Source organism: Rhodococcus kronopolitis, from assembly GCF_042654025.1.
Lineage (GTDB): Bacteria > Actinomycetota > Actinomycetes > Mycobacteriales > Mycobacteriaceae > Rhodococcus_G > Rhodococcus_G kronopolitis.
Genome location: NZ_JBHSFO010000001.1, coordinates 307,485 through 326,672, shown reverse-complemented (window position 1 = coordinate 326,672; position 19,188 = coordinate 307,485). Strand labels below are relative to the sequence as shown.

The 19,188-nt window shown below is 72.7% G+C and carries 17 protein-coding genes and 1 pseudogene; 13 read left to right on the top strand and 5 right to left on the bottom strand.

All coding sequences use genetic code 11. The features are described from left to right. Positions 1-47 precede the first annotated feature (47 nt). Genes ACFO6S_RS01430 through ACFO6S_RS01420 form a run of 3 tightly spaced genes read right to left on the bottom strand, consistent with a single transcriptional unit; the run spans position 48 to position 3,666 of the window. Positions 48-1,292 (bottom strand): glycosyltransferase family 4 protein, encoded by a 1,245-nt coding sequence (locus tag ACFO6S_RS01430; RefSeq protein ID WP_378413424.1) that lies wholly within the window; start codon positions 1,290-1,292, stop codon positions 48-50. Beyond that, positions 1,289-2,818 carry a 1,4-alpha-glucan branching protein domain-containing protein gene (locus ACFO6S_RS01425; protein WP_378414049.1) on the bottom strand — a complete coding sequence of 510 codons (1,530 nt, stop codon included), beginning with the start codon at positions 2,816-2,818 and terminating at the stop codon, positions 1,289-1,291. The genes ACFO6S_RS01430 and ACFO6S_RS01425 overlap by 4 nt, the downstream gene beginning before the upstream one ends. Before the next feature lie 29 nt (positions 2,819-2,847). Next, positions 2,848-3,666, bottom strand: a complete 819-nt coding sequence (locus ACFO6S_RS01420) for a class I SAM-dependent methyltransferase (protein ID WP_378413422.1) — start codon at positions 3,664-3,666, stop codon at positions 2,848-2,850. Positions 3,667-3,905: 239 nt separating this feature from the next. Here ACFO6S_RS01420 and ACFO6S_RS01415 point away from each other — a divergent pair, with 239 nt between their 5' ends. The 11 genes and pseudogenes from ACFO6S_RS01415 to ACFO6S_RS01365 all read left to right on the top strand — a co-directional run bounded on the left by ACFO6S_RS01415 (position 3,906) and on the right by ACFO6S_RS01365 (position 15,520). Beyond that, entirely contained in the window at positions 3,906-4,706 is an 801-nt protein-coding gene (locus tag ACFO6S_RS01415) for an electron transfer flavoprotein subunit beta/FixA family protein (RefSeq protein WP_378413420.1), read from the top strand. A 48-nt stretch (positions 4,707-4,754) separates the two neighbouring features. Continuing rightward, positions 4,755-5,711 (top strand): electron transfer flavoprotein subunit alpha/FixB family protein, encoded by a 957-nt coding sequence (locus ACFO6S_RS01410; RefSeq protein WP_378413419.1) that lies wholly within the window; start codon positions 4,755-4,757, stop codon positions 5,709-5,711. 113 nt (positions 5,712-5,824) lie between these two features. Then, positions 5,825-6,703, top strand: a complete 879-nt coding sequence (locus ACFO6S_RS01405; RefSeq protein ID WP_378413417.1) for an alpha/beta fold hydrolase — start codon at positions 5,825-5,827, stop codon at positions 6,701-6,703. Positions 6,704-6,797: 94 nt separating this feature from the next. Next, positions 6,798-7,613, top strand: a complete 816-nt coding sequence (locus tag ACFO6S_RS01400) for a GNAT family N-acetyltransferase (RefSeq protein WP_378413416.1) — start codon at positions 6,798-6,800, stop codon at positions 7,611-7,613. 221 nt (positions 7,614-7,834) lie between these two features. Further along, positions 7,835-8,203: pseudogene (locus ACFO6S_RS01395) on the top strand (lysophospholipid acyltransferase family protein); the annotation flags it as partial. Between the two features lie 253 nt (positions 8,204-8,456). Next, complete coding sequence (locus ACFO6S_RS01390) at positions 8,457-9,698, top strand: cysteine desulfurase family protein (RefSeq protein WP_378413414.1); 1,242 nt, start codon at positions 8,457-8,459, stop codon at positions 9,696-9,698. Further along, the gene (mnmA, locus tag ACFO6S_RS01385; RefSeq protein ID WP_378413412.1) at positions 9,698-10,786 is read left to right on the top strand and encodes a tRNA 2-thiouridine(34) synthase MnmA; all 1,089 of its coding nucleotides are present in this window, start codon (positions 9,698-9,700) and stop codon (positions 10,784-10,786) included. Before ACFO6S_RS01390 ends, mnmA begins: the two co-directional genes overlap by 1 nt. After that, positions 10,783-11,808 (top strand): methionine synthase, encoded by a 1,026-nt coding sequence (locus ACFO6S_RS01380; RefSeq protein WP_378413411.1) that lies wholly within the window; start codon positions 10,783-10,785, stop codon positions 11,806-11,808. The genes mnmA and ACFO6S_RS01380 overlap by 4 nt, the downstream gene beginning before the upstream one ends. Before the next feature lie 10 nt (positions 11,809-11,818). Continuing rightward, positions 11,819-12,289, top strand: coding sequence for a DUF1801 domain-containing protein (locus tag ACFO6S_RS01375; RefSeq protein ID WP_378413410.1), 471 nt, complete (start codon positions 11,819-11,821; stop codon positions 12,287-12,289). A 41-nt stretch (positions 12,290-12,330) separates the two neighbouring features. Beyond that, positions 12,331-14,424, top strand: coding sequence for an NAD-dependent DNA ligase LigA (ligA, locus tag ACFO6S_RS01370; RefSeq protein WP_378413409.1), 2,094 nt, complete (start codon positions 12,331-12,333; stop codon positions 14,422-14,424). Positions 14,425-15,031: 607 nt separating this feature from the next. Beyond that, positions 15,032-15,520 (top strand): GNAT family N-acetyltransferase, encoded by a 489-nt coding sequence (locus ACFO6S_RS01365; RefSeq protein WP_378413406.1) that lies wholly within the window; start codon positions 15,032-15,034, stop codon positions 15,518-15,520. A 12-nt stretch (positions 15,521-15,532) separates the two neighbouring features. On the opposite strand, the gene ACFO6S_RS01360 is transcribed toward ACFO6S_RS01365, so the two are convergent. Further along, positions 15,533-16,183 (bottom strand): ACT domain-containing protein, encoded by a 651-nt coding sequence (locus ACFO6S_RS01360; RefSeq protein WP_378413405.1) that lies wholly within the window; start codon positions 16,181-16,183, stop codon positions 15,533-15,535. 260 nt (positions 16,184-16,443) lie between these two features. Here ACFO6S_RS01360 and gatC point away from each other — a divergent pair, with 260 nt between their 5' ends. Together gatC and gatA are read left to right on the top strand one after the other, a co-directional pair. Continuing rightward, positions 16,444-16,743 (top strand): Asp-tRNA(Asn)/Glu-tRNA(Gln) amidotransferase subunit GatC, encoded by a 300-nt coding sequence (gatC, locus tag ACFO6S_RS01355; protein WP_378413403.1) that lies wholly within the window; start codon positions 16,444-16,446, stop codon positions 16,741-16,743. Next, entirely contained in the window at positions 16,740-18,218 is a 1,479-nt protein-coding gene (gatA, locus tag ACFO6S_RS01350; protein ID WP_378413401.1) for an Asp-tRNA(Asn)/Glu-tRNA(Gln) amidotransferase subunit GatA, read from the top strand. Before gatC ends, gatA begins: the two co-directional genes overlap by 4 nt. Positions 18,219-18,295: 77 nt before the next feature. On the opposite strand, the gene ACFO6S_RS01345 is transcribed toward gatA, so the two are convergent. Beyond that, entirely contained in the window at positions 18,296-19,162 is an 867-nt protein-coding gene (locus tag ACFO6S_RS01345) for a formate/nitrite transporter family protein (protein WP_378413399.1), read from the bottom strand. Positions 19,163-19,188 lie beyond the last annotated feature (26 nt).

The window sequence follows — 19,188 nt, the reverse complement described above, 5'->3', positions numbered from 1 at the left end:
CTCCGGTCCCGTGGGGGACCGGAAGGACGCACGGGCGGCGCAGCCGGCTACCGGCCCGGGAGCGGCCGCAGCGGGATGTCCGGGCGGGCGAGCGGGTGCCGGACCCGGCGCTTGGCGCTGAGGTACACCTGCGCGGTGTCCTGCGCCACCTGGTGCCAGTCGAAGTCGGCGGTGAGCCGGTCCCGGGCGGCCTTCGCACGGGTCTGGGCCGCCGCCGGGTCGTCGAGCACCTCGCGGACCGCGGACGTCAGGCCCTCGACGTCGGCCGGCTGGAACGACATTCCGGTGACGCCGTCGACCACGGCCTCGCCGAGACCGCCTGCCCGCGAGGCGACCAGCGGGGTGCCCGACGCGGCCGCCTCGAGCGCGATGATGCCGAACGGCTCGTAGCGGCTCGGCAGCACGATCGCGTCGGCGCCGTGCAGCCAGCCGAGCAGCTCGGCGTGGTCGAGGCTGCCCAGGAAGGTCACCGACCGGAGCACCCGGTGCGTGCGGGCCTGCTCCTGCAGCCACTCGTACTGGGTGCCCTCGCCTGCGACGGCGAGTGTGGTGCCGGGATGGCTGCGCCGGATCCGGGGCAGCGCGGCGATGATGTCCTGCACGCCCTTCTCGTACTCGAGCCGGCCGACGTAGAGCAGCCGCGCCGGGCCCGACCGCGGCGCGCGGTCGCGGTAGTTCCAGGTGGTCACGTCGATCCCGTTGCGGATCACCGTGATCGGCGCCAGTTGTGGACCGTAGAGCTCGGTGACCTCGTCCTCCATCGACGCCGAGCAGGTGATGATCGAGTCGGACTCGTTGGCGAGCCACCACTCCACCGAGTGCACCTGCCGGTTGATGGTGCCGGAGATCCAGCCGCTGTGCCTGCCGGCCTCGGTGGCGTGCAGCGTCGAGACCAGCGGCACGTCGAAGAACTCCGCGAGCGCGATGGCCGGGTGCGCGACCAGCCAGTCGTGCGCGTGCACGACGTCGGGGTACCAGCCCTCGCCCAGACCCGGCTTGGCCAGGCCGACGCCTGCCCGCACCATCGCGTGCCCCATCGCCAGCGTCCAGGCGAGCATGTCCTCGCCGAACACGAAGTGCGGCGGGTCCTCGGCCACCGCGACCACCAGCACGCCCTCCGAGACGTGGGTGATGGTCGGGTGGGTGGCGGAGTCGGTCCCGGTGGGCCTACGGGAGAGGACGACCACCTCGTGACCGGCCTGGACCAGCTCGGTGGCCAGGTGGTGCACGTGCCGCCCGAGCCCGCCGACGACCACCGGCGGGTACTCCCAGGACACCATCAGAACCTTCATGCCGGACCTCCGGTCCAGTTCTCGCGCAGTCGGCGCGCGTCGAGGTCGGGGAAGAGCCCGTCGGCGTGGTTCCAGCCGGCGGCCAGGCGCTCGGCCCGCTCCCGGTGCCCGGACGCCTGCGCCTCGGCGATCTCGCGGGTGGCGTGCGCGTGGAGGTGGGCGCGGTCGCGGGCGTAGCCGGCCGCGGAGTCCTTGCTCACCATGAACGCCCAGTCGCTCTGCACCGCCATGATGGCCTCGCGCAGGATCTGGTCGTTGACGCGGTCGCGCAGCTCCGGACCGCCGGGCCTGCGCGCGGCGGCGCGGGCCTTGTCGACGGCGTCGAGCGCGGTCTGGACCACCTCGTCGTTGAGCGTGACCAGGTCCTGGACCTGGTCGCCTGCCCACACCCGCCAGTCCTTGCCGCTGCCCCAGGAGGAGTCGGCCAGCTCGACCGGCTCGCCCACGTAGCCCTTCTCCCGGGCCTGACGCAGGGTGCCGACCTCGACGCCTGCCTCCGGCAGCGCCCGCAGCACCTTCTCGAGCCACTGCGGGCCCTCGAACCACCAGTGCCCGAACAGCTCGGTGTCGAACGCGGCGACCACCAGCGAGCGGTGCCCGGTGCGGGCGTTCTCGTCGCGGATCCGCTCCTTGACCGCCTGCACAAAGTCCTCGACGTGCCGGTCGATCGCGGCGGCCGCGAGCTCCGGGTCGTACGGGGCCTTGTCCTTGGAGTCGACGGTGCGACCGGTGACGCGGGACGGCTTGAGCCCGGTCTCGTGGTCGTAGGTGTGGAAGTCGCGGTACGCGGCGTGCCCGGGGTACCCGGACTTCGGCGACCACACCCGGTAGCTGACCTGCAGGTCCCGGCCGAACGCGACGACGTCGGAGTCGCGGACCGGGCGGCCGAGCGAGGTGTCGCCGCGCAGCGCGGGGCCGTCGACCATGAAGTGTCGGACACCGGCGTCGGCGTACTCGAGCTCCATGCCGGGGGTGTACCCGCACTCCGGCGCCCAGATTCCGGACGGCCTTGTGCCCCAACGTGACTGGGCGTCGGCCAGGCCCTCGTTCAGCTCGAACTGACGCAGTCGCGGGTTGAGCAGCGGCTGGAACGGGTGGGCCAGCGGCCCGCCGAGCAGCTCGATGGTGTCGGCGTCGACCAGCTCGCGCAGCACCGGCGAACCGCCGTGCGCCCAGCGCTCCTCGAACTCGGTCAGTGCCGCCGCGGCGAGGCGGTGCTCGCGGGCGCCGAGGTCGCGGCGCGGCTGGTCGTCCATGCCGGCTGCCTCGTGGGCGCGCAGCTGCCAGTTGCCGAGCCAGTGGTGCATCCCGGCCAGGCAGTGCGGGTCGTCGAGCTGGGCCGCCAGGACCGGGGTGATGCCGAGCGTGAGCAGGTCGGTGCGGCCCTCGGCGGCGAGGGTGCGCAGCACCCGGGTCACGGGCAGGTAGGTCGCCGCCCACGACTGGTAGAGCCACTCCTCGCCAACCGGCCACCGGCCGTGGTTCGCGAGCCAGGGCAGGTGGGAGTGCAGGACCAGGCAGAACATGCCCTGGTCCGGTCCGCCGGAGACGTCGGTCACCGGGCCACCGCGGGCTTGCGGGCGAGCGCGACGAGGTCGAGGCTGGCGTCGATGTCGGCCTCGACCATGGCGAAGTCGTCGACGGTGATCGCCTCGACGTCGCGGACCAGGTCGGCCGGCCACGGCTCGCCTGCCAGCGCGCGTTCGATCTGGGCGTCGATGAACGAGCCGCCGTGCTTGGCGTCGAGCGCCTTCAGCGTCGGTCCGTGGTGCACGCCGGTCATCAGCTCGACGTCGAAGCCGGCCTCGACGAGCAGCTCGGTGAGCTCGGCGGCGTTGAGCTCACGGGTGTGGTACGGGTTGAGCGGGGTGTCCCGGCCGGGGGAGAAGGTGATCCGGTTCGGGGTGCTGATCATCAGTTCGCCGCCCGGCTCGAGCACCCGGAAGCACTCGGCCAGGAACTGCGCCTGGTCCCAGAGGTGCTCGATCACCTGGAAGTTGACGACGGTGCCGACGGACGCGTCGGGCAGCGGCAGGTCCGCGAGGTTGCCCTGACGCATGTCGATCCGGGGGTACCGGCCGCGCACGTGCTCGACCGCGGAGGTGTCGTAGTCGAGGCCGATGACCTTCGCGGCGACATCCGCAATCATGTTGGCGCCGTAGCCTTCCCCGGATCCGGCCTCGAGCACGACGCGGCCGGAGCAGCGCGTCAGCAGCTGCCGGTAGACCACCTCGTGCCGACGGAACCAGTAGTTCTCCTCCGGAATGCCCGGGACGGTTCGCTCGCCGGTGAGGGGCAGGGTCGCTTCGCCGACCTGGGGGTCGGTTGCCGGGGCGCCGCTCGCAGCGGGGGCCGTCACAGATGAGTCGCTCACTGCTGCGAGGTTAGTGCCACCGGCCCCCCGAGTTGCCAGGTGGGCCACATCACAGCTGCCGGTGATCGCCCTGCCGTTATGGTGAGTGGACATTTTCCCGCAAGTTACCCACGGGTAACTTGCGGTGGGGTAATCTCTCGCACGGACCATCGCGCGAGAGATGGTGAGTAACCGAGAGCTCAGCCGGCGCGGCATCCGCCCGCGCCCGGCAGACACGCACAGGAGGTCGACGTAGACCCATGACGAACATCGTCGTTTTGATCAAGCAGGTCCCCGATACCTGGTCCGAGCGCAAGCTCACCGATGGCGACTTCACGCTCGACCGCGAGGCAGCGGACGCCGTGCTCGACGAGATCAACGAGCGCGCCGTCGAAGAGGCACTGCTCATCAAGGAGGCGCAGGGCGGCGAGGTGACCCTGCTGTCGGCAGGTCCCGATCGCGCGACCGACGCCATCCGCAAGGCGCTGTCCATGGGTGCCGACAAGGCCGTCCACATCAACGACCCGGCGCTGCACGGTTCCGACGCCATCCAGACCGGCTGGACCCTGGCCGCCGCGCTGGGCCAGATCGGCTTCGAGAACGAGGAGCCGGCGGACCTGATCATCGCAGGCAACGAGGCCACCGACGGTCGCGTCGGCGCGGTTCCGGCCATCATCGCCGAGTACCTGGGCATCCCGCAGCTGACCCAGCTGCGCAAGATGGTCGTCGCCGACGGCACCGTCACCGGCGAGCGCGAGACCGACGAGGGCATCTTCGGCCTCGAGGCCAGCCTCCCGGCCATCGTCTCGGTCACCGAGAAGATCAACGAGCCGCGCTTCCCCTCCTTCAAGGGCATCATGGCCGCGAAGAAGAAGGAAGTTCTCGTCTACACCCTCGCCGACCTGGGTGTCGACCCGGAGACCGTGGGCGTCGCGAACGCGGGCACCACCGTCACCGCCTCCACCCCGAAGCCCGCGCGTTCCGCTGGCGAGCGTGTCGCAGACGAGGGCGACGGTGGCACCAAGATCGCCGCCTACCTCGTCGGCCAGAAGATCATCTGACCCGCGCCCCTCAGACCAGCAGTCACACACGTAGGAGAGAAGTAAGCCATGGCAGAAGTACTCGTGCTCGTCGAGCACGCCGAGGGTGCGCTCAAGAAGGTCAGCCTCGAGCTCATCACCGCCGCCCGCACGCTGGGTGAGCCGGCCGCCGTCGTCGCCGGCCCCGCCGGCACCGCGGCCAAGCTCGCCGACGCGCTCGCCGCGGCCGGTGCGGCCAAGATCTACGTCGCCGAGTCCGACGACGTCGACGGCTACCTGATCACGCCCAAGGTGGACGTGCTCGCGGCCCTCGTCGAGTCGGTCGGCCCCGCCGCCGTCATCACCGCCGCCACCACGGAGGGCAAGGAGGTGTCCGGTCGCCTGGCCGCGCGCATCGGCTCCGGTCTGCTCGTCGACGTCATCGACGTCAAGGCCGACGGCAGCGCCGTGCACTCGATCTTCGGTGGCGCGTTCACCGTCGACGCGAAGGCCAACGGCGAGGTCCCGGTCATCTCGGTCCGCCCGGGTGCCATCGAGGCCCAGCCGCAGGCCGCCGCAGGCGAGCAGGTCGCCGTCGAGGTGCCCGCGCAGGACGAGAGCGCCGTCAAGGTCACCTCGCGCAACCCGATCGTCGGTGGCGACCGCCCCGAGCTCACCGAGGCGTCGGTCGTCGTCTCCGGTGGCCGTGGCGTCGGCAGCGCCGACAAGTTCTCGGTCGTCGAGGAGCTCGCCGACTCGCTCGGTGCCGCCGTCGGCGCCTCGCGTGCCGCGGTGGACTCGGGCTACTACCCGGGCCAGTTCCAGGTCGGCCAGACCGGCAAGACGGTCTCGCCGCAGCTGTACATCGCGCTCGGCATCTCCGGTGCCATCCAGCACCGGGCCGGCATGCAGACCTCGAAGACCATCGTCGCGGTCAACAAGGACGAAGAGGCCCCGATCTTCGAGATCGCGGACTACGGCGTCGTGGGCGACCTGTTCAACGTCGCACCGCAGCTGACCGAGGCGGTCAAGGCTCACAAGGGCTGATCACCTCGCACCGCACGGCGGCCCCGTTCCCTTCGAAGGGAGCGGGGCCGCCGTCGTTGTGCGGGCGGACAGTTCACCCGGTCGCCGCAGGCCGGACCCGGTAGCGTCGACCCATGGCGAGCGCGGCGGCGGGGCCCGACGACACGGTGATCGACGTGCGGAACGGACGGCGCCTCGGCTACGCCACGTTCGGCGATCCCGACGGCAGGCCGGTGGTCAACTGCCACGGCGGGCTGATGAGCCGCAACGACATCGCCCTCGCCGCCGCCGCCGCCCGCGAGCTCGGCCTGCGCATCATCTCCCCGGACCGCCCGGGGATCGGCCTGACCGATCGGCTGCCCGGCCACGACATCGTCGGCTGGGTCCGCACCGACCTCACCGATCTGATGGACGCGCTCGAGCTCGACCGGGTCTGCGCCATGGGGTGGTCGGCCGGGGGCCAGCGCGCCCTCGCGGCCGCGCACGTGCTCGGCGACCGCGTCGAACGCGTGGCGGTGGTCGCGGGCTGCCTGCCCGTCGACGACCCCCGCCGCCGGGCCGAGCTCAGCGCGCTCGACCAACGCCTGCTCCGGTGGTCGGAGGACTCGGTGGGCCTGGCCAAGGCGTTCTTCCGGTTCACCCGGCTGCTGGCCTCGCGCGCACCGAGGTACCTCGTGAAGACGAGCGCGGCGGAGCTCGAGGGAGACGAGACGGGTGCCCTCGCCGAGCACACGGCGTGGTTCGGCAAGGCCATGGCCGAGGGTTCCCACGACCCCGCCGGCCAGGTCGACGACTACCGCGCCTTCGGTGCGCCCTGGGGCTTCGAGCCCGAGGACGTCGCGGTCCCGGTCGTGATCCACCACGGCACCGAGGACCGGCTGGCCCCGGTGGCGTGGGCCGACGCGCTCGGCCGCCGCATCCCGGACGCGACCGTCACGATCTACCCCGGCGTCGGCCACCTGATCGGCGTGACCCGCGCCCGCGAGATCCTCGAGTCGCTGACGACACCCTGACCGGGCCGCAGCGGGCAGACATTTCACCGGGTCGCCGCCGACCCGACACCGCACCGTCGCCGGGTCGCCGTCGCGGCTCGTTAGACCTGGCGGCATGACGACTACGCAGGTCCTCACCCATCCCGACGCCACCGACCCGAGCGCCCCCCGGTACCGCCTGCTGTTGTCCTCGGACGCCGAGCACCGGGTGGCGGCGCAGCGCCTCCGGTACGACGTGTTCGCCGCCGAGCCCGGCTTCGAGTCGGCCGTCCACGGCCTGTCCGGCGGACTCGACGCCGACCGGTTCGACGAGCACTGCGACCACCTGCTGGTGCTGGACGCGGCCGCCGACGAGGTGGTCGGCTGCTACCGGATGCTGACGCCGGACGGGGCCGTCGCCGCGGGCGGGCTGTACACCGAGACCGAGTTCGACCTCGCCGCGCTCGCGCCGCTGCGCCCCGGGCTGGTCGAGATGGGACGGGCCTGCGTGCGCCCGGACCACCGTTCCGGCTCGGTGGTCGGCCTGATGTGGGCCGGCATCCTCAACTACCTCGAGCTCACCGGCTACCGCTGGGGGATGGGCTGCGTGTCGGTGCCGATGCGGCCGCGGCCCGACGCCGTCCCTGGCGCGGACGTCCGCGGGGTGCGGGACCGGGTGCTGGCCGACCACGCCAGCGCGCTCGACCGGCGGGTTCGGCCGCTGCGGCCGGTGCCCGGACTCGACGCGCTCACCCCGCCGGCCCGGGTGGTGCTGCCGCCGTTGCTGCGCGGGTACCTGCGCCTGGGCGCGTCGATCTGCGGGGAACCCGCGCACGACCCGGACTTCGGCGTCGCTGACTTCGTCGCGCTGCTCGGCATGGCCGAGGCCGACGAGCGGTACCTGGGCCGGCTGCGCGGCGTTGCCGCGGCCGTCGGGATGGGCACCCCGTGAGTCACGCCTGGCTGCCGGTCAGCCCGTGCGGCGACGGTTGCCTGCCGGGGCGCACCGAGCGGGCCGGGTGGGTGTGGACAGGCGCCCGATGCGCCGTGCTGGCGTTGCTGCTGCTCGCGCTGCCGCCGGTCCTGGTGGCCGCCGCCGCGGCGCCGGAGCGGCCCCGGCAGCGGCTGCAGCGCGGCTACGCGCGGGCGGTGACGCGCGGGCTCGGCATCCGGATGCGGGTGCGCGACGACCGCGTCGGTCCGGTCGTCGGACCGGGTCGGGGCGTGCTGGTGGTCGCCGCGCACGTCTCGTGGACCGACGTGCTGGTGCTCACCGCGCTGGGGCCTGCCGACTTCGTGGCCCGGGCCGACCTGCTGGCGTGGCCGCTGCTGGGCCGGGTGGCGGCGCGGCTGCGGGTCATCCCGATCGAGCGGGACCGGCTGCGCGAGCTCGTCGGCGCGGTCGACGAGGCCGCCGAACGGCTGCGCGGCGGAGCCCGGGTGGTGGCCTTCCCGGAGGCGACCACCTGGTGCGGACGGGCCTCCGGCTCGCTGCGTCCGGCGATGTTCCAGTCCGCGGTCGACGCCGGTGCGCTGGTGCAGCCGGTGGGGCTGCGGTACCGCGACCGCGCCGGCGAGGTGGACACCACGGTCTGCTTCGTCGGCGAGCAGACGCTGCTCGGGTCGCTGCGGCGGATCCTCGGCGCGCGCAGGCTCACCGTCGAGGTCCGCCTGGCGCCGCTGCAGGAACCGGGCACCGACCGCCGGGAGCTGGCGGCACGCTGCGATCGCGAGGTCCGCGGCGAGCTGTCCACCGGCGGGTGTGGCCCAGCGCACGGGCTATCCTGGTCGAACCATGATTTCGCCAGCGCCCAGCCAGTCCGCCGAGGTTTCTCCGGCGACCCCGGTCTACCTCGATCACGCCGCGACCACCCCGATGTTGCCGGAGTCCGTGGCCGCGATGACGGCGGTGCTCGCGACCGTCGGCAACGCGTCCTCGCTGCACGGTTCCGGCCGGGCGGCGCGCCGTCGGGTCGAGGAGTCCCGCGAGTCGATCGCCGCCGACCTCGGCGCCCGGCCCTCGGAGGTGCTGTTCACCTCGGGTGGCACCGAGAGTGACAACCTGGCGGTCAAGGGCATCTACTGGGCCCGACGCGACGGCGACCCGCGTCGTCGACGGATCGTCGCCAGCACCGTCGAGCACCACGCCGTGCTCGACGCGGTGCAGTGGCTTGTCGAGCACGAGGGCGCCGAGGTGAGCTGGCTGCCGGTTGACTCGCAGTGCCGGGTCGACCCGCAGTGGCTGCGCGACGAGCTCGCCGCGCACGGCGACGAGACCGCGCTGGTCACCGTGATGTGGGCCAACAACGAGGTCGGGTCGATCCTGCCGATCGTCGAACTCGCTTCCATCGCAGCCGAATTCGGTGTACCGATGCACAGCGACGCGGTGCAGTTCGCGGCCCAGGCGCCGGTGGACTTCGCGGCCAGCGGCCTGTCGGCGTTGAGCGTCGCGGCGCACAAGTTCGGCGGACCGCAGGGCGCGGGGGCGCTGCTGCTCGGCCGCCAGGTGCCCTGCGTGCCGCTGCTGCACGGTGGTGGGCACGAGCGCGACCTGCGCGCAGGCACCCTCGACACCGCGGGCACGGTGGCGATGGCGGCGGCGCTGCGGTCGACGGTCACCGACATGGCGACCCGGCGCGCCGAGCTCACCCGGCTGCGGGACCGGCTGATCGACGGGGTGCGCGCGGCGGTGCCCGACGCGGTGCTCAACGGCGCGGACCCGGCCGACCGCCTACCCGGGAACGCGCACTTCACCTTCCCCGGCTGCGAGGGCGACTCGCTGCTGATGCTGCTCGACGCGGCCGGCATCGAGTGCTCGACCGGATCGGCGTGCACCGCCGGGGTGGCCAGCGCCAGCCACGTGCTGCTCGCCATGGGGGTCGATTCCCGGGTGGCCCGTGGGTCGCTGCGGTTCTCGCTCGGCCACACCTCGACCGACAACGATGTCGACGCGCTGGTCGCGGCGCTGCCCGCGGTGGTGCAGCGCGCCCGGGCCGCAGGCCTGGCCAGCGTCGGAGCCAGGGGAGGAGCACGCTGATGCGGGTTCTCGCAGCAATGAGTGGCGGAGTCGACTCCGCGGTGGCGGCGGCGCGCGCGGTGGCGGCCGGGCACGACGTGGTCGGCGTGCACCTGGCGCTGTCCACCGCGCCCGGCGCGCTGCGCACCGGGTCCCGGGGCTGCTGCTCCAAGGAGGACGCAGGCGACGCGCGGCGGGCCGCGGACGTGCTCGGCATCCCGTTCTACGTCTGGGACTTCGCGGACCGCTTCAAGGAAGACGTGATCGAGGACTTCGTCGAGTCCTACGCGGCGGGCGAGACCCCGAACCCGTGCCTGCGCTGCAACGAGAAGATCAAGTTCACGGCGCTGGCCGACCGGGCCTTCGCGCTCGGTTTCGACGCCGTCGCCACCGGGCACTACGCGCGGCTCGAGGACGGCGTGCTGCGCCGCGCCGTCGACGCGGACAAGGACCAGTCCTACGTGCTCGGGGTGCTCACCGCGGAGCAGTTGTCGCGGGCGATGTTCCCGGTCGGGGACACCCCGAAGCCACAGATCCGTGACGAGGCCGCCGCCCGCGGGCTCGCGGTCGCGGACAAGCCGGACAGCCACGACATCTGCTTCATCCCGTCGGGGGACACCCGGGCGTTCCTGGGCGCGAAGATCGGCATCCGGCCCGGCAAGGTCGTCGACGCCGACTCCGGCGAGGAACTCGCCGACCACGACGGCGTGCACGGGTTCACCATCGGCCAGCGCAAGGGTCTCGGCGTGGACGGTCCCGCCGCCGACGGCAGGCCCCGGTACGTCACCGCCATCGAGCCCGAGTCCGGGACGGTGCGCGTCGGATCCGCCGAACGGCTGCAGGTGTTCTCGATCGCCGCGGACCGCGCGATCTGGACCTCCGGGGTCGCCCCGACCGAACCCGTGGAGTGCGTGGTGCAGGTCCGGGCGCACGGCGGGCTGGCGCAGGCCGTGGTCACCGCGGTCGACGGCGGGCTGGACGTGCAGCTGCGGGAGCCGCTGACCGGCGTCGCCCGCGGACAGGCCGTGGTGCTCTACCGTCCCGACCCCGCAGGCGACATCGTGCTCGGCAGCGCCACCATCGCCGGCACCGGCTCGGACCAGAGGTGACACCGCCCTCGATCCCGGTCGGTGTGGCGACCGGCGTCGGCTCCTGGCCTGGCGAGGATCCGCGCGAGGCCGCGGCCGTGGCCGTCGGCGAGCTGTCCGCGCTGCCGCACCTGGTGGAGCTGCCCGCCCGCGGGCTCGGCGCCGACCTGATCGGCCGGGCCGCCGCGGTGCTGGTGGACCTGCCGTTGGACACCTCCACCACCGGGTACCGGGTCGCGCAGCGACCCGGAAAGGTGACCCGGCGCGCCCGCGACCTGCTCTCCCGTGACCTCGACGCGATGGAGGAGGCCTGGGAGGTCGCCGGCCTGCGCGGCACCGACCAGCCGGTGAAGGTGCAGGTGGTCGGCCCGTTGACCTTGGCGTCACAGCTCGAGCTGTTCGGCGGCCATCGCGCGCTCACCGACGCCGGCGCGGTCCGCGACCTCGCCGAGTCGCTGGCGGAGGGCATCGCGGCGCACGTCGGCGACGTCACCCGTCGGCTGGGTTCGCCGGTGGTGGTCCAGCTCGACGAGCCCGGGCTGCCTGCGGTGCTGGACGGGACGCTGCCCGGGGTCTCGATCCTGCAGACCCCGCGTGCGATGCCCGAGCCAGAGGCGCTCGACGTCCTGCAGACGCTGATCGCCCGGCTCGACCGGCCGGTGCTGGTGCACTGCTGCGCCGCAGGCGCCCCGCTGGCACTGCTGCGCCGCAGCGGGGCCGCGATGATCGGCCTCGACGTCGCGCTGCTGCGGTCCGCGGACCTCGACGGCGTCGGCGAGATCCTCCAGGACGGGCTGCCGTTGGCGCTCGGTCTGGTGCCGACCGTCAAGCCCGACCGGGCGCCGACCTGGCGTGAGCTGGCCGAGCCCGCGGTGCGGCTTGTGGACCGGCTCGGCTTCCCGCGCACGGTGCTCGCGACCCAGGTGCTGGTCACCCCCGCGTGCGGGCTGGCAGGCGCGGGCGAGGACTGGGCGCGGTCCGCGCTGCGCGGCGCCGCCGAGGTGGCCCGGGCGTTCGCCGACGGCGCCGAGTTCGACCGGTAGGGACGGGGACATGGCGGGCGGGGACACGGCGGGCGGGGACACGACACCGGTGGAGCTCGACCCCGCGGTCCGCGCCTTCCTGGACCGGGTCGGTCATCGGGTGCGCCGGCGGGACGCCGACACCCTGCTCGCGCTGATGGAGACCGCGACCGGTGAGCGCGCCGCGATGTGGGGCCCGTCGATCGTCGGCTTCGGCAGCTACCACTACCGGTACGCGAGCGGCCGGGAGGGCGACGCGCCCGCGGCAGGCTTCGCGCCCCGCAAGGCGGCCTCGGTGATCTACCTGTCGGACGGCGTCGGGGCGCATCCCGACCTGGTCGAGCGTCTCGGCCCGCACACCGCCGGCGTCGGCTGCCTCTACCTCAAGGACCTAGCGGACATCGACCTCCGCGTGCTCACCGAACTCGTCGCGCGTTCGTACGCCGCGCTCACCGCGGGCACCTACGGCCCGCGCGCCCGAGAGGACGGCGCGGGCACCTGAGAGGTCCGGAGCTGTCGGTGGGCTGCGATAGCCTTTCTCGCGTGACCGAGAACGTGGCAGCGACCGCCGAGGAACGTGACGAGTGGCAGCGCCTCGCGGAGGAGGTGCGCGAGCACCAGTTCCGTTACTACGTCAAGGACTCGCCCGTCGTCAGCGACGGGGAGTTCGACGCACTGCTGGGCCGGTTGCAGGCGCTCGAGGAGCGCCGGCCGGACCTGCGCACGCCGGACTCGCCGACCCAGTCGGTCGGCGGCGGATTCTCCACCGACTTCACCTCGGTCGACCACCTGGAGCGAATGCTCAGCCTGGACAACGTCTTCGACGAGGACGAGCTGCGCGCCTGGGTCGCCCGGGTCGAGGCCGAGACCGGACCGGACCTGCACTACCTCTGCGAGGTCAAGATCGACGGCGTCGCGCTGAACCTGGTGTACGAGAACGGCAGGCTGGTGCGCGGCGCCACCCGCGGCGACGGACGCACCGGCGAGGACGTGACCCTCAACGCCCGGACCATCGACGAGATCCCGCACACGCTCACCCCGTCCGCTCAGTTCCCGATCCCGACGCTGCTCGAGGTCCGCGGCGAGGTGTTCTTCCGGCTCGAGGACTTCGCGGCGCTGAACGCGTCGCTGGTGGCCGAGGGCAAGGCGCCGTTCGCCAACCCGCGCAACTCCTCGGCGGGCTCGCTGCGGCAGAAGAACCCGGCGGTCACCGCCAGGCGCAAGCTCGGGATGATCTGCCACGGGCTGGGCCGGGTGGAGGGCTGGGAGCCGGCCAGCCAGCACGACGCCTACACCGCGCTGGCGGCCTGGGGACTGCCCGTCTCCACCCACACCGCCCGGGTGCGCGGTGTGGACGCGGTGGTCGAGAAGGTCCGGTACTGGGACGAGCACCGTCACGACGTGGAACACGAGATCGACGGCCTGGTGGTCAAGGTCGACGAGATGTCGCTGCACCGCCGGCTCGGGTCCACCTCCCGGGCCCCGCGCTGGGCGATCGCCTACAAGTACCCGCCGGAGGAGGCCACCACCCGGCTGCTCGACATCCGGGTGAGCGTCGGCCGCACCGGCCGCGTCACCCCGTTCGCGTACATGGAGCCGGTGACCGTCGCCGGGTCGACGGTCTCGCTCGCCACCCTGCACAACGGCTCCGAGGTCAAGCGCAAGGGCGTGCTGATCGGCGACATGGTGGTCATCCGCAAGGCAGGCGAGGTGATCCCGGAGGTGCTCGGCCCGGTCGTGGACCTGCGCACCGGCGACGAGCGCGAGTTCGAGATGCCCACGCACTGCCCCGAGTGCGGGACCGCGCTCGCGCCGGCCAAGGAGGGTGACGCCGACATCCGCTGCCCCAACCAGCGGTCCTGCCCGGCGCAGCTGCGCGAGCGGGTCTTCCACGTCTCCGGCCGCGGGGCGTTCGACATCGAGGTGCTCGGCTACGAGGCAGCCACGGAACTGCTCAGGGCGGGCGTGATCACCGACGAGGGTGACCTGTTCTCGCTCACCGCCGACGACCTGATGAAGACGGCGCTGTTCACCACCAAGGCGGGCGCGCTGTCCGCGAACGGGAAGCGACTGCTCGCCAACCTGGACTCCGCGAAGGTGCAGCCGCTGTGGCGGGTGCTGGTGGCGCTGTCGATCCGGCACGTCGGACCCACCGCGGCCCGCGCGCTGGCCTCGGAGTTCGCCAGCCTGGAGCGGATCGAGAACGCCTCCGTGGAGGAACTCGCGGCGGTGGACGGGGTCGGCGGCACCATCGCCGCGGCCGTCGTCGAGTGGTTCGCGGTGGACTGGCACCGCGAGATCGTGGCGAAGTGGCGCGCGGCCGGGGTCTCCATGGAGGACACCCGCGACGAGTCGATCGAGCGGAACCTCGAGGGCCTGTCGATCGTGGTGACCGGCTCGCTGGTCGGCTTCACCCGCGACGGCGCGAAGGAGGCGATCCTGGTTCGCGGCGGCAAGGCCGCCGCGTCGGTGTCGAAGAAGACGGCGTTCGTGGTGGTGGGGGAGGCCCCGGGGTCCAAGGCCGACAAGGCCGAGCAGCTGGGCGTGCCGATCCTCGACGAGGACGGCTTCCGGGCGCTGCTCGACGGCGGACCGGACGCGGTGGCGCCGGTCGGCGGGGCCGTCGCGGGCGACTGACCGCGAGGCCGGTGCCCGTGGCGAAACGCCAGGTGAGGGCCGCGGCGCGGGTAGCGGTGGCGAAGGTCACCCGAGGCGTTCCGGGCGGCTCAGGTCACAATGCGGGGGCCGGGCGCCGGCCAGGGTCGCCCGGATTCCGGCGGCCGAGGTGGCCGTGTCGCGGTGTGCCACACGGGTTCCAGCGGTACGCGCCGCTCCCGAGGGCCGGTGGTGGCCGCGGTGGCCGCGCCGCGGAGGGACCGGACCCGGCCGCGCTCGCCCCGTGCGCGCCGGTCCGATCGCGTGCCCGAACGGCTCGGAGTGCGAAAGCGGTTCGCGTGCAGCATGTCCGGCGATTCCCGGGAGGCCCGTCGGTGCGGCGGGCACTTGTCGACCGTCGATGCCGGGGTGGTCCCGTTCGGTGGATCCCGACCGCTGCGCCGCGCCCTCGGCGGTCGGCGTCGATGCCGGGTCGGCGGGTGGGCGCCCGGCCGACCCGGCGCGACGAACCGGCCGGGCCCGGCGACGGCCCGCGGTGGTGCCCGACCGGACCACAGCCGCCCAAATCGGTCATTCGGGACGTTCGGATTGAGTTGGGGCGGCGGATTCTTGCTGCGATAGTGAGCCCATGATCGAGATTCGACCCGCAGCACCCGCAGACTTCGAGGCCGTCGCGGCCCTCACCGTGGACGCCTACGTGGCCGGCGGATTCGTCGCCCCGGGCAGTGACTACGTGGTGAAGCTGCAGGACACGCCCGCGCGCGCCGAGCACGCCGAGGTGGTCGTCGCGGTCGCGAACGGCGAGGTCGTCGGCTCGGTGACGGTCGCCGAACCGGAGTCCCCGTTCGCGGACGTCGCCGGTCCGGGCGAGCTCGAGTTCCGGATGCTGGCCGTCGCGCCCACCGCCCGGGGCAAGGGCGTCGGCTCGGCGCTGGTGCGGTACGCGCTCGACGCCGCCTACGACCGGGGCAAGCACGCCGTGGTCATCTCCACCGAGCCGGGCATGGTCGACGCCCGACGGATCTACGACCGCAACCAGTTCGTGCCCGCCCCCGAGCGCAACTGGGAGCCGGTGGCGGGCACGGAGCTGACCGTGCTGGTGCGCGAGTTCGCCTGACCCCGCGAGCCGTCAGGTGAGCACGGTCGCGACGATGCCGGCGAGGTAACCCATCCGCGCGATCTCCGACGGCCGGAACTCCGGGCCGCCGGCGCGGCCGAGCAGCAACGCGCGCCCGGAGTGGCCGAGCGGCGCGGCCGCGAGCGTGGTGTCCATGTCCTTCCAGATCGCCGGGACCCAGTCGGCGTCGGGGTCGAGGACGGTCGGCTTCTCCAGCGGCATCCACGGCAACTCGCCTGCCTGGGTCTCCGGGGCGCCCATGCTGCCGACCACCCGGAACGTCCCGTGCGGACCGGTGCCGACCACGGTCGCCCAGCTCACCCGCAGGACCCGCGCGGCGCCCTCGACCAGTACCTGCAGCCGGTCGTCGCGGGCGGTGGCGACCTGGTCGATCAGTTCCAGCTCGCGATGGGTGTCGAGGATCCCGCTGTAGGGGCGGATCGAGTCCACCCGGACCCCGTCGATCCGCTCGGCCGCGGTGATCAGGGTGTCCGGCAGCGCGCCCTGCGGTACGTCGACGACGAGGTCGTCCACGGCGAAGTCCGTTCCGCGCTCGACGACGTCCAGCGAGAGGATGTCGGCGCCAACCGATCCCAGCGCCACGGCCAGCGCGCCCAGGCTGCCGGGTCGATCGGGCAACTGGACGCGCAGAAGATAGGACACGGTATTCCTTCGGATGGGCAGCGCCGGGATCGTCGATGCCCCCGCGCCGCTCATCCTTCCCCATTTGCGATCGTCGATGTTGGGCAACGTCGGCCGGAATCGACGGCGGTGTCGAGAAGTCCCAGTTGGCCGCCGACCGGTCACCGGGGCGACACCAACATGTTCCAGGGGGGAAACACTGCCGCCGCCCGCGACCGGATCCGGCGCACGCTCTAGGCTTGGGGACGATCGTTGTCTCCGACCTGAAAGGGGCCCACGCGGTGCCTGCCATCTCCCGTGACGAGGTCGCCCACCTCGCCCGGCTGTCCCGGCTCGCGCTGTCCGACGCCGAACTCGACGAGTTCGCCGGCCAGCTCGACTCGATTCTCAGCCACGTCAAGGCCGTCGCGGAGGTCGCCGCGGACGATGTGCCCCCCACCGCGAGCCCGAACCCGATCACCAACGTGACGCGACCGGACGTCATCGTGCCCGGCCTGACCCCGGAGCAGGCGCTCTCGGGCGCCCCGGCCGTCGAGCTGGACCGTTTCGCAGTGCCGCAGATCCTGGGAGAAGAGCAGTGACCGCCGACCTCACCGCGTTGGACGCCTCCGTCCTCGCGTCGAAGATCCACGCCCGCGAGGTGTCCTCGGTCGAGGTGACCCAGGCGCACCTGGACCGGATCGCCGCCGTCGACGGCGAACTCAACGCCTTCCTGCACGTCGCAGGCGAGCAGGCGCTCACCGCGGCCCAGGCCGTCGACGACTCGCTGGCGGCCGGGAACGCGCCCGCGTCCGCACTGGCCGGTGTGCCGCTGGCGCTCAAGGACGTGTTCACCACCACCGACATGCCGACCACCTGCGGGTCGAAGATCCTCGAGGGCTGGGTCTCGCCGTACGACGCGACGCTGACCACGCGGCTGCGCGAGGCAGGCATCCCGGTCCTGGGCAAGACCAACATGGACGAGTTCGCGATGGGTTCGTCCACCGAGAACTCCGCCTACGGCCCGACGCTCAACCCGTGGGACACCACCCGGATCCCCGGCGGCTCGGGCGGCGGCTCCGCGGCCGCGCTGGCCTCGTACCAGGCCCCGCTCGCCATCGGCACCGACACCGGCGGCTCGATCCGCCAGCCCGCCGCGGTCACCGCGACCGTCGGCACCAAGCCGACCTACGGCACGGTCTCGCGGTTCGGCCTCGTCGCCTGCGCGTCCTCGCTGGACCAGGGCGGCCCCTGCGGCCGTACCGTCCTCGACACGGCGCTGCTGCACGAGGTCATCGCCGGGTACGACCCCCGTGACTCCACCTCGGTCAACGCGCCGGTCCGGCCGGTCGTCGAGGCGGCCCGCCAGGGCGCCACCGGCGACCTCACGGGCGTGCGGGTCGGCATCGTCAAGGAACTGCACTCCGAGAGCTACCAGCCCGGCGTCATCGCGTCCTTCGACGCCGCGGTCGCGCAGCTGCAGGAGCTCGGCGCCGAGGTGGTGGAGGTGTCCTGCCCGAATTTCCTGCACGCGCTCGCCGCCTACTACCTGATCCTGCCCAGCGAGGTGTCCTCGAACCTGGCCCGCTTCGACGCGATGCGTTACGGCATGCGGGTCGACGACGGCAACATGAGCGCGGACCAGGTGATGGCCGCGACCCGGGCCGCCGGATTCGGCAAGGAGGTCAAGCGCCGCATCATGATCGGCACCTACGCGCTGTCCTCCGGCTACTACGACGCCTACTACGGCTCGGCGCTGAAGGTCCGCACGCTCATCGCCCGCGACTTCGACAGGGCCTACGAGTCCGTCGACGTGCTGGTCTCGCCGACCAGCCCGTTCACCCCGTGGAAGATCGGCGAGAAGGTCGACGACCCGCTGGCGATGTACCTCTCCGACCTGTGCACGCTGCCGACCAACCTGGCCGGGCACTGCGCGATGTCGGTGCCGTCCGGACTGTCGGCCGACGACGGGCTGCCGGTGGGCCTGCAGATCATGGCGCCGGCGATGGCCGACGAGCGGCTCTACCGCGTGGGCGCGGCCTACGAGGCGGCCCGCGGGCCGATCGTCCGGGCCTGACGCTCGGTACCCGAGCAGGTTCGACCCCGGCGCGTCGGTGACGCACCGGGGTCGAACTCGTTTGAGGGCCGGTCGGCTCAGACCGTCTCGACCTCCCGCTGCGCGGCCGGTGCGGTCGCGGCGACCGCGGTCTCGGTGACGCCGCGCTTCGGCTGGGTGCGCACGTGCGTGGTGTAGATCGCCAGCCCGACGAAGACCACGCCGCCGACCAGATTGCCGAGGACCGTCGGGATCTCGTTCCAGATCAGGTAGTCGGCGAGGGAGAAGTCGGCGCCGAGCAGCAGGCCCGACGGGAACAGGAACATGTTGACCACGGAGTGCTCGAAGCCCATGTAGAAGAACAGCATGACGGGCATCCACATCACCAGCACCTTGCCCGGCACGCTCTTCGACATCATCGCCGCCACGACACCGGTCGAGACCATCCAGTTGCACAGGACGCCCCGCAGGAACAGGGTCGTCATGCCCGCGGCGCCGTGCTCGGCGTAGCCGACGGTGCGGGCCTCGCCGATGTGCATGATCTTCTCCGCCACCTCGTTCGGTGGGATGGAGTACCCGTAGGTCAGGATGAACGTGATCAGCACCGCCACGGTGAACGCACCGGCGAAGTTGCCGACGAAGACCAGCGCCCAGTTGCGCAGGATCGCCCTGACGGTGACGCCGGGCCGCTTGTCGAGGTAGGCCATCGGCGTCAGCGTGAAGACCCCGGTGAGCAGGTCGAACCCGAGCAGGTAGAGCAGGCAGAAGCCGACCGGGAACAGGACCGCCCCGAGCAGTGCGTTGCCCGTCTGGACGGTGACCGTGACGGCGAAGGCGGCGGCGAGGGTGAGCAGTGCGCCACCCATGAAGCCCCGGATGAGGGTGTCGCGGGTGGACAACAGGACCTTGCTCTGGCCGGCATCGACCATCGAGCGTGCCAGTTCGGCGGGTGGAACGTAGGACACGGCAAACCTCCAGGTACGGGAACGGT

Excerpts from the sequence above, each read along its gene's own strand:
- ACFO6S_RS01430 (WP_378413424.1), bottom strand. The coding sequence starts at position 1,292 with ATGAAGGTTCTGATGGTGTCCTGGGAGTACCCGCCGGTGGTCGTCGGC.
- ACFO6S_RS01425 (WP_378414049.1), bottom strand. The coding sequence starts at position 2,818 with ATGTTCTGCCTGGTCCTGCACTCCCACCTGCCCTGGCTCGCGAACCAC.
- ACFO6S_RS01415 (WP_378413420.1), top strand. The coding sequence starts at position 3,906 with ATGACGAACATCGTCGTTTTGATCAAGCAGGTCCCCGATACCTGGTCC.
- ACFO6S_RS01410 (WP_378413419.1), top strand. The coding sequence starts at position 4,755 with ATGGCAGAAGTACTCGTGCTCGTCGAGCACGCCGAGGGTGCGCTCAAG.
- ACFO6S_RS01405 (WP_378413417.1), top strand. The coding sequence starts at position 5,825 with ATGGCGAGCGCGGCGGCGGGGCCCGACGACACGGTGATCGACGTGCGG.
- ACFO6S_RS01400 (WP_378413416.1), top strand. The coding sequence starts at position 6,798 with ATGACGACTACGCAGGTCCTCACCCATCCCGACGCCACCGACCCGAGC.
- ACFO6S_RS01390 (WP_378413414.1), top strand. The coding sequence starts at position 8,457 with ATGATTTCGCCAGCGCCCAGCCAGTCCGCCGAGGTTTCTCCGGCGACC.
- mnmA (WP_378413412.1), top strand. The coding sequence starts at position 9,698 with ATGCGGGTTCTCGCAGCAATGAGTGGCGGAGTCGACTCCGCGGTGGCG.
- ACFO6S_RS01375 (WP_378413410.1), top strand. The coding sequence starts at position 11,819 with ATGGCGGGCGGGGACACGGCGGGCGGGGACACGACACCGGTGGAGCTC.
- ACFO6S_RS01365 (WP_378413406.1), top strand. The coding sequence starts at position 15,032 with ATGATCGAGATTCGACCCGCAGCACCCGCAGACTTCGAGGCCGTCGCG.